This is a genomic window from Betaproteobacteria bacterium (assembly GCA_016791345.1).
Classification (GTDB): Bacteria; Pseudomonadota; Gammaproteobacteria; order Burkholderiales; family JAEUMW01; genus JAEUMW01.
In genome coordinates, this window is record JAEUMW010000321.1 from 1 (window position 1) to 9250 (window position 9250).

Annotated in this window: 10 protein-coding genes and 2 pseudogenes; 3 read left to right on the forward strand and 9 right to left on the reverse strand. The window is 64.2% G+C overall.

The window, feature by feature from the left end; genetic code table 11:
• A partial coding sequence (locus JNK68_12840) for an arginase family protein (protein MBL8541242.1) occupies positions 1-344 on the reverse strand: 344 nt, incomplete at its 3' end.
• Between the two features lie 115 nt (positions 345-459).
• Positions 460-1473, reverse strand: a complete 1014-nt coding sequence (locus JNK68_12845; protein ID MBL8541243.1) for an AraC family transcriptional regulator — start codon at positions 1471-1473, stop codon at positions 460-462.
• 138 nt (positions 1474-1611) lie between these two features.
• Here JNK68_12845 and JNK68_12850 point away from each other — a divergent pair, with 138 nt between their 5' ends.
• Positions 1612-2454 (forward strand): class I SAM-dependent methyltransferase, encoded by an 843-nt coding sequence (locus JNK68_12850; protein MBL8541244.1) that lies wholly within the window; start codon positions 1612-1614, stop codon positions 2452-2454.
• Here the strand turns inward: JNK68_12850 and JNK68_12855 are convergent.
• From JNK68_12855 to JNK68_12870, 4 genes and pseudogenes are all read right to left on the reverse strand, one after another.
• A pseudogene (locus JNK68_12855) lies at positions 2451-2923 on the reverse strand (arginase family protein). The gene JNK68_12850 and the pseudogene JNK68_12855 overlap by 4 nt on opposite strands.
• Positions 2920-3444 carry a hypothetical protein gene (locus JNK68_12860; GenBank protein MBL8541245.1) on the reverse strand — a complete coding sequence of 175 codons (525 nt, stop codon included), beginning with the start codon at positions 3442-3444 and terminating at the stop codon, positions 2920-2922. The pseudogene JNK68_12855 and the gene JNK68_12860 overlap by 4 nt, the downstream one beginning before the upstream one ends.
• A gap of 134 nt (positions 3445-3578) precedes the next feature.
• Entirely contained in the window at positions 3579-4025 is a 447-nt protein-coding gene (locus JNK68_12865; GenBank protein MBL8541246.1) for a PIN domain-containing protein, read from the reverse strand.
• On the reverse strand, positions 4022-4264 hold the full coding sequence (locus tag JNK68_12870; GenBank protein MBL8541247.1) for a hypothetical protein: 243 nt from the start codon (positions 4262-4264) through the stop codon (positions 4022-4024). Before JNK68_12870 ends, JNK68_12865 begins: the two co-directional genes overlap by 4 nt.
• A gap of 498 nt (positions 4265-4762) precedes the next feature.
• On the opposite strand from JNK68_12870, the gene JNK68_12875 reads away from it, so the two are divergent.
• Together JNK68_12875 and JNK68_12880 are read left to right on the forward strand one after the other, a co-directional pair.
• Complete coding sequence (locus tag JNK68_12875) at positions 4763-5191, forward strand: hypothetical protein (GenBank protein ID MBL8541248.1); 429 nt, start codon at positions 4763-4765, stop codon at positions 5189-5191.
• Positions 5192-5351: 160 nt separating this feature from the next.
• Positions 5352-5594 (forward strand): hypothetical protein, encoded by a 243-nt coding sequence (locus tag JNK68_12880; GenBank protein MBL8541249.1) that lies wholly within the window; start codon positions 5352-5354, stop codon positions 5592-5594.
• 98 nt (positions 5595-5692) lie between these two features.
• Here the strand turns inward: JNK68_12880 and JNK68_12885 are convergent, their stop codons facing one another.
• From JNK68_12885 to JNK68_12895, 3 genes and pseudogenes are all read right to left on the reverse strand, one after another.
• Positions 5693-7783 carry a hypothetical protein gene (locus JNK68_12885; protein MBL8541250.1) on the reverse strand — a complete coding sequence of 697 codons (2091 nt, stop codon included), beginning with the start codon at positions 7781-7783 and terminating at the stop codon, positions 5693-5695.
• A gap of 310 nt (positions 7784-8093) precedes the next feature.
• Positions 8094-8688, reverse strand: a pseudogene (locus tag JNK68_12890) (DUF4126 domain-containing protein).
• Between the two features lie 10 nt (positions 8689-8698).
• The coding region (locus JNK68_12895) for an efflux RND transporter permease subunit (GenBank protein MBL8541251.1) at positions 8699-9250 on the reverse strand (552 nt) is incomplete at its 5' end.

Here is a 9250-nt window from a genome sequence, read left to right on the forward strand (position 1 = left end):
TGCCGGCATCTTTGCGCCACCGCGGCAATCGAACCGATCGCGAGCGAGTGGTCGCCACCGAGCAGGACCGGCAGGCGATCACCTGCAAGCTCTGCGCTGACGGCGTCGAACACCAGGCGATTCCACGCGACCACTTCCGCCAGATGGCGGTAGCCGCCTTCCGCTACGAGCTGCGGGTTCAGGGGACCGCTCAAGTTGCCCTTGTCGCTGACGTCGTCCGCGAAACGGGCAAGCGCCCCGGTGACATCCGCCACACGCAGCGCCTCCGGCCCCATGCTCGCCCCGCGAACACTCGCCCCGATGTCGGTCGGCGCGCCGATGATGCTGACTGAACACGGTCTCACGAAGGGCAAGCCTACCGCGCGGTCACGTGCCCGGCATATTCCGTCGCGCCGCTGTCGTGAGCGGATCGACGATCATCAGCCCTTCGATGAGCACGGCACCTGCGCAGAAGATCGGTCAAGCGGCTGTTCCCAGGGGTTGCAGCTGCGCGCGCCGCCAAGCCGCGGGCGGCTGCCCGGTGGCACGCTTGAAGGCGCGGGAGAACGCGGCCTCCGAATCGTAACCGACTTCCAGCGCGACCGCCGCGACGGGGGAATGGCTTTCGCGCAGCAGGCGGGCGCCGCACTGCATGCGCCAGTTGGCCAGGTACTGCATGGGCGCCATTTCCGTGAGCGCGACGAAACGTTCGTGCAGCGCCGAGCGCGACAGTCCCACGCGGCGACCCAGATCCTCCAGCGTCCACGGCTGGGCGGGATCGGCGTGCATCAGCGCGATCGCGCGCCCCACCTGGCGGTCGCGCAGCGCACCGAGCCAGCCTTGCGCCTGTGGCGGCAGCGAATCCAGGTAACGCCGCGCGCCGTCGACGAACACCATCTCGCTGACCCGCTCCAGCAGCGCCGCGCCGCCGGCGCGCCGGTCGCCGGATTCCGACACCGCGTGTTCGAGCATCGGCGCCACCCAGGCGCCGACGCCTTCGGCGGGCAGATGCAGCAGCCTCGGCAGCGCGTCGATCAGCGGATTGAACGGCCGCAGATCGCAGGCGATGAAGCCGCACACGATGACGGTGGTGGCGTCCTCCGGCGGCAGCAGGCCGAGTTCGACGACGCTTCCGCGATAAGTCACCGGGATCGGGTTCGCCCCGTCGCGCTCGCCGAGCAGCCAGTCATCCTCAGGCGCCGACTGCATGCCCGGTGCGCTCGAGACCACGTGCGCGTCGCCGCGGGGCAGCATCACGATGTCGCCCGCGCGCATGCGCAGCGGCGGCTCGCCGTCCACGCCCACCCAGCCTTCACCCTTCGCGAACAGGTGGTACTCGATGACGTGCTCGGCGCCCGGCATCACGGCCGGCGCGATCTCGCGCGAAGCCGGCGCCTTGGCCGCCCACTGGTCGCGGCAGCTCACGTGGAAGAAGACCGAACCGCGCAACCGGACGCTGCGCAGCACGTCGGACAGCGGATCGATGCCCGTCATCGGGCGGCGGCCAACGGACTGGCGGACGCGCGAGCAAGTCGGCGCGACGCCGGGTGAAGCGTGCAAGGGCGCTGATGAGGATCATGCGCACACCGACCACCGATGTGTCGGCAACCGACCAACACGAAGGAATCCATCATGACCTCCGCTACCGCCACCATCGCACAACCCGCCGCGACGCCGGACTATGCCGCGATCAAACAGCGCCAGCAGGCCACCTGGGCCAGCGGCGATTTTGCCGTGGTCGGCACCACGCTGCAAATCGTTGGCGAGATGCTCGCCGAATCCGCCGACATCCGCGCCGGCGAACGTGTGCTCGACGTCGCCGCCGGCAACGGCAATGCGACGCTCGCCGCGGCGCGCCGCTTCGCCGACGTGACCTCCACCGACTACGTGCCGGCGCTGCTGGACAAGGGCCGCCGCCGCGCCGACGCCGAAGGCCTGGACGTGCGCTTCCAGGTCGCCGACGTCGAAGCGCTGCCCTTCGATGCTGCCAGCTTCGACGTCGTGCTGTCGACCTTCGGCGTGATGTTCGCGCCCGACCAGGCGCGCGCCGCGCGCGAGCTGCTGCGCGTGGTACGTCCCGGCGGCCGCATCGGGATGGCCAACTGGACGCCGGACGGAATGATCGGCCGCCTGTTCAAGATCGTCGGCGCGTATGTGCCGCCACCGGCCGGCTTGCGCTCGCCGGCCCTGTGGGGCACCGAGCCCCATCTCGTCGCGCTCTTCGGCCCGCGCGCCAGAGAACTGCGCGTCGAGCGCAAGGTGTTCCCCTTCCGCTATCGCTCGGCCGCACATTTCGTGCAGGTGTTCCGCGACCTGTACGGCCCGACCCACAAGGCTTTCGCCGCGCTGGATGCAGCCGGACAGGCGGCGCTCGACCGCGACATGACTGCGCTGCTGAACGAGTTCGACATCGGCGGCGGGCACGGCTTGGTGGCACCGAGCGAGTACGCCGAAGTCGTGATCACCGTAGGCTAAGGCCGGCGATGGGCAACCTGCCGCACGCGCAGCTTCCGGCGAGCCTGCCGGCATCTTTCCGCCACCGCGGCAATCGAACCGATCGCGAGCGAGTGGTCGCCACCGAGCAGGACCGGCAGGCGATCACGCGCGAGCTCTGCGCTGATGGCATCGAACACCAAACGGTTCCACGCGACCACTTCCGCCAGATGGCAGTAGCCGCCTTCCGCTACGAGCTGCGGGTTCAGGGACCGCTCAGGTTGCCCCTGTCGCTGACGTCGTCCGCGCATCGGGCAAGCGCCCCGGTGACACCTGCCACACGCAGCGCCTCCGGACCCATGCTAGCACCGCGAACACTGGCCCCGATGTCGGTCGGTGCGACGATGATGCTGACTGAACAAGGTTTCACGAGGGGACGATCTGCCCAGCCATCCTTGGACTGCCTCGACCGAGACGTCAGTCGGTCTTCATTCTGCGTACCCCTACTCATTTCGCAACCGTTCTGCAGGTCTTGCACTTCTTAAAATCGAACTGAGCCGAAGGAATTGTTCCAAAGAAAGCGTCAGCATTCTCCTCAAACAGGTGATAGCAGTAGTCGAAAATACCTTCGATGTTCAATCCGTCGATCCCTCGATTTTCAGGAAAGTCCAGATGGTGAATGAGCGCGTTCGCGTGCTCCCGAAGTTCCCCCAAGCGCGGAAACAGGCGCGCGCGAATTACATTCGCCCCTATGGTAGCTTCGCGACACCTCGAACAAGCGATAGGAGGCTCTTCGGGAATGTGATTCTGGATATCTTGCATTAACCACGCGTCAGCAGAGCGTGTTGCGATCGCAACTACGTAAGCTGTGGATAGCTTTTCCATCCAATCGTGCCCCTCAACATAGCCGTTATAGGCTCGAAGTGCCGTAGTGCGCTGGATGATCGCGTTCGAAATGCGAAAGCCCCCCCTTTCGCCCCGCCTGATTGCGACAGCCTCGATCGGCTTGGGAGTGAAATCGAGATTACTCACAGTGCTCTCCCGAGGTCTCTGGCGGCAACTATTGAGATCTTGCCAATCACTGCTTCTTGGCATCATTTCGGGTGTCTCCCTTCTGCGAGCACGTGTCGACCCTAATCAGGCGCACCGCTATACCGACGGTTCACTTATCTGCTCCCAGGAGAATCCCCACATACCGCGATAGCGAATGGATTGACGACGGTCACTCCCTCAATCACTTGGCCTTCCTGTAGGTCTTCGGTATAGAGAGTATCCGCGCCGGCCTCGATCGCACTTCGAACGATCAGTGCATCCCAGAAGGACAAGGAGAAGCGTCGATGCAGCGCGATCGCCTCCAGGATCGTGCGCGGCGTGACTTGCACGAGAGGCAACCGAGAAAGATACCGGATCACCTCCCCCGCCTGGTCAGGATTGAGAGGAGGCTCCAGTCTCCTCGTGGCAACGACAAAGAACTCCTGGAGTACCTGGGTGCTAATGACGATGGAGCGCTCCATGACCAGACGCCGCAACTCTGCGCGCGCCAGGCTTTGCTTGTTCGGAGCACTGCTATCGAAGCGGTACAGGAGCACATTGGTGTCTACAAAGACACTCACCGCCGCCGCAACCTCTCTGCGTAGAGGTCGTCTCTCGTCCACTCTGCGACGCGACGCCTCGGCGTGTCGTCGGCGATCGCTTCGATAGCGCTGATGATCGCTGCCAACTCCGCGTCGTCGTGACCGATGCGTTCGAGGTATTCACGCACGAGCGCGTTTACCGAAGTACCGCGCTCGAGAGCGTGGATGCGCGCTTTCTTGAGCACTTCATCGTCGATGGTCAGCGTGAGATTCGCCACGTCCTTGCCTCACAACAACACGGGATCAGTGTAGCACGGATTCCGGGGCCTCTTCAGTGAGGGGTAGAACCCGAGGCGCTTATCGCTATCAAGCCTCGGGCGACCGTGTTACGACGGTGTTTCTCCTCGCACGGCGCGCGCAGCGCTCACCCGTCGCTCCAGTTCATGACGGTTACCCCGAGCGCCTGTGCAAACTCTCGCTACGTTCCGCGTGACAACCGTCACGCCGTGCGCCAGGGAGGTGGCGGCGATCAAGGTGTCTGTCGGCCCGATCGCATCGGGAAGCCACGACGATCGCTATCGACCCGGAAGAGCCACTTCGGCTTCGGACCAACGAGTAGCCGTTTCGTGAGATTCACCCGCCCCTCCGCAATCTCTCCGGGAAACCGGTGGCCGTTATAGGGCGAGCTGACATGCTTCATGCGGCCAAGCTACCATGCCAGCCAAACTTGACAGCCCCGAAGCCAGCCAGCGATTACCAATGCTTTTCTACTGAGCGTGATGATGATGGCGAATGTCTGCTTTGGTCGACCAATTGGCCTGCTTTCAGGACTTGTAGCGGTAAGCCTCCTCGGCCTTTCCGCGTGCGGCACGGTGCAACCCCCTCCGACGGCTCAGAGCATTGCCGGTCTAAGACCGGTCGGCACGGTGACGATGACCGAGACTGTCGCGGCGGGCGTGACCGGGGGCAGCGGTTCGTTGACCTTTCAGGGGCGCACCTATCCGTTCGTTCTCATCGGCAGTGTCGTCGGTCCGGGCGGTGCCTCCAAACTCAGTGCCTCAGGCGAGGTGTACAAGCTGAACAAACTGTCGGACTTCGAGGGCCTCTACTCCGAGGGAACCGGGAAGGCCGGGCTTGATAACGCGAACCGACCTGTGGCTGCAGAACCAGCCTGGCGTGATCATGCACCTGATCGGTACCAGTGACGGGTTGTAACTCTCACTGGGGCGCAATGAAGTCGAGATCAAGCTGACCCAGTGAATTCGTCGATAGGGACCCAGAGCCGCCGCTCTTGACGATTGCCTGGAAGTGCATTAGTTCTACCCTTTCGCCATCGTCCATCTACATTGGCAAAGGAGACGAGCAATGGCCAGGTACAAGAAAACATTCACGCTCAACGTCAGAGACATTGAGCTGATTGAAGACGCGCTGAGGGAGAAGATACGAGTGCTCGCACGCATTCTTCTCGCGAGCGGCAACGTCAAGACGAGTGAAAGTCAGGCAAACGAGGCGCAGATCCGAGAATTGACTGAACTCATGGGGAAGATCCACAACCAGAAGATTTTTTATGGATCAGCTCACCATACCGGAGCCCCGATTTCGGGCTGACCACTCGCGCCAGCTTTGCAGTTGAAGCAAGCTTGCAGCGCCCCTAAGGAGCGACCGGAGAGTCCCTGCCCGTCTGTCATCGCGGGCGCCGCGATTGCTCAGTACGGCCGCGCGGGTCCGATCTGCGGCGCGCGCACCGGCTTCGCCATTCCATAGAAAACGGTGAGTCCGTTGCCGCCACACTGCGTCGACGTCGCTTCACTGAGTCCCGGGTTCCAGCACGCGTCCGGCGTTTCCCAATTGTCGGCCACCCACACGTTGCCGGCGGGGTCGACGCCGATGTCGGTCAGTAATTGCATTCCTCCGCCGACGTACCCGCCAGGGGGCGAGATCGGGTCGCCCGTCTTCATGCCGGGTGGACACGTCTCCGTGCGAACGCCGCATAGATGCGTGATCGAGCGGCCGCGGAAATTGGAGATCCAGACTTGATCGTTACCGTCGATGACGACGCCCCACGAGCCCCAGGTGCTGCCGCCGCCGTTGAATGGTGAACCGGGTGCCTGAGTACCGTCGGGGCGGATCATCGACACACTGCCCATTCCCGGATTGGACGAAAGCGCGTCGTAGGCGATCCGGTCGATCTCGGCGAGCCGACCGGTGAGCTTCAAGTCGAGCAGCTTAAGCTTCGTCTCCAGCGAAAAACCCGATCCCGCCGTGTTGGTCACCCATGCGTTGCCTTGACTGTCGATCGCCATTCCCTTGCCGCTGTGACCGCCGCTCGGAAACACCTCGACCATGGTCGGATCTCTCGCGGGAAAGCGCGTAACGGTGTCGCCGACCGCGTTCGTGATCCAGATTCGATCCTGCTGATCGATCGCGAGATGGAACGGACCGCTCAGCTTGCATGGACTGTCCTTATTCGGTCTTCCATCGGTCGATTGGCAAAAGAACTCGACCTTCGTCGGATCACCCTTCGGAAGATGGACGACCTTGTCGTCGCTGAAGTCGAGCGCCCAGACATCGCCGCTAGGCGCGACGATCACGCCCTGCATCACGCCGATCCTGCCACCGAAGTTGAATCCATCAGCCGGAGACAACGGCTTGCCGTTCTTGTCGAAGAGCGACATCGTTCTTCCGCCGGTACTGTTCATCCATACGCGATCGTTGGCGTCGATGGCGGTGCCGAAGCCAGGCCCTTCGATCCCGCCGCCGCCGAACCCGCCTGGGTTCGGTGACAGAGGTCTACCGTTAGGCGCGAACTTCGCCGACGTCCCGTTCCAGAACGAATCCGCCGATTGCATGCCGACGATGAAGTTCGAGCCGGTCCATGCGTTGCCGTCGCTGTCGAACATGATCTTGCCCGGCGCGTTGAGGCCTCCCCCGGTGAACTTGAGGCCGATCAGCCAGGCGCTCGGTGGATACACGAGGTAAGGCATGAATGGCGGCGCACGCAGCTTCTTGCCCGCGGGCACCGGGTAGAACTGTTCCACTAACGCAAACACCTTCTCGGGTCGGTGTGCCGGATAGCGCGCAATCGCCTGCAGGGCGGTCAGCGTGTCGGTGGGCGCCTTGTCGGTCGGCGACGTCGCTGCTGCAAGCAGGCTGTCACAGGCATCCGGTTTGATGCGCACCACGCAAGCCGCGACCACGTTGGCGAGCGTGGCGAAGTTCGACATGGTCGGCGTCTGGGTGCTGTTGTTGGAATCGAGAATCGCCGTACCCCAACCGCCGGTCTCCAGATTCACCAGATTCGGCATGTTGCCGGCAGCGATGTGGAGCCCCAGCGCGTGGCCCTTGATCGCCGTGCCATCGATGAACTGGTTGTGTGTCCACACCGACGCGATCGTCGTGAACTCGTTGATCACAACCGTGGACGGTGGCGTGGCGCCAACTACGGTCAGGAGCGCGATGCGTGGATTGTCTCCGCTCGTCTTGCCGGCGGCAGGCCGGCCGCGCTGCGCAACCAGGTAGAGGCTCGTGCCCGTGCCGCCCGTTGCGGGAATGGTCATCGAGAAGCGACCGTCGGAGCCCGTGCGTGCCTGTGCCAGTTCCCGCGGATCGCCCGCGCTGGCTGCCCACAACGTCACGGTCGAATCCACGATCGGAGCACCGGCGCCCAGCACCTGCCCGACGATACCGCCGGCGCCATATGCTGCTCCGCCCAGCAGGAGGCTCGATATTGCGCAAGCTGTCGCGCCCGAAACCTTGCTCATCGCCGACTTCACATGACGGTTAAGGAAGAAGGCCATAGCGACTTCTCCTGATAACTCGGTCAGCAGTCTGATCCGGCCGCTTCGCGCGAGCATGTATGAGCGCGAAGCGGACCGGGGGTTCCAGCGGACAAGGCGTTACCGCGCCGGCATCAACCAGTGCCGAGGAAACTTACGGTACGGAGCGCCGTACTGTGCTTTCGAGATCGCGTTCGGATCGTTTCCTCGTCGCCGAACCCGGCCTTTCAGAGAGGGCTCCATACGGTCGGCGCCCCGACGGCGTATGCGGGGCCAGCCCGGAGAGCCATGTCTACCGGCAAGCGAATGGAAGCGTAGGTTCGGAGACCGCCTACGCGCCGGAGCGGCGCAACCGTCCCACGACCCGCCGTGCGCCGCGCCAGAGCATTGGCAGCATCCAGACCACGAGACCGAGAAAGAGCAGCAGCGCGACGAGAAAGACCGCCGGTGCCGTCACCGCAGCCCACAGGTCCCGCCGGCACGAGCAGATCTTCGAAGGTGGACTTGAGGATGTTGGAAAAGGGCTCCGGCGACGTGTTGACCACTGCCCGCGCGCCCGCCTTCGCGAAATGGGTCCCGGCCGTGATCGTGCCGCCGATGATGGCTGCGGCGAGCGCAGCGCCCGCCCCTGAGTCACCGACGGCCGCCGCGGCGAGCAGTGCGCCGCCCGGTATGCGCAGGAAGGTGTTGATGGCATCCCACACGCTGTCGAGCCAGGCGATCTTGTCGGCAAAGAGCTCGACGAAAGTCATGAAGCCGCTCGCAGTCAGCACCAGGGGACTCGCGAGTATCTCGAGATGCTCCGGCAGTACGACCCAGCCGAGCTTGCCGGCGAGACCGACGATGAAGAGCGTGGCGTAGAGCCGGATGCCGCTGGCCCACGCGAGCGCTGCGGCGATCGCGATCTCGGGAAGGTACTCGCTCATCGGCGCCGCGCTACTTGGGCGCTGGTGCGGGTTCGAGCGCTGCCGGCACGGCCTCCTCCTCGATCTTGCGGCGCTTGCCGACGAGCAGTGTGTACGCCGTGGGGATCACGAACAGGGTGAGGAGCGTGCCGAACACGAGTCCGCCCACAATGACCCAGCCGATCGGCTGGCGCGACTCGGCACCGGCGCCGGTGGCGATGGCGAGCGGCACCGCACCCAGCACCATCGCGGCGGTGGTCATCAGGATCGGCCGCAGGCGCAGGGTGGTCGCCTCGATCACCGCCTCGAATTTCTCCTTTCCACCATCGCGCAGCTGGTTGGCGAACTCCACGATCAGGATGCCGTGCTTGGTGATGAGGCCGATCAGCATCACCAGTCCGATCTGGCTGTAGACATTGAGCGTGCTGCCGGTGAGCTTGAGCGCGGCGAGCGCGCCGGTCATCGCGAGCGGCACGGTGAGCATGATGACGAGCGGCCCGACGAAGCTCTCGAACTGCGCTGCCAGCACGAGATAGATGAAGACGAGCGCAAGCACGAAGGTGAGATAGAGCGCCGCACCCGA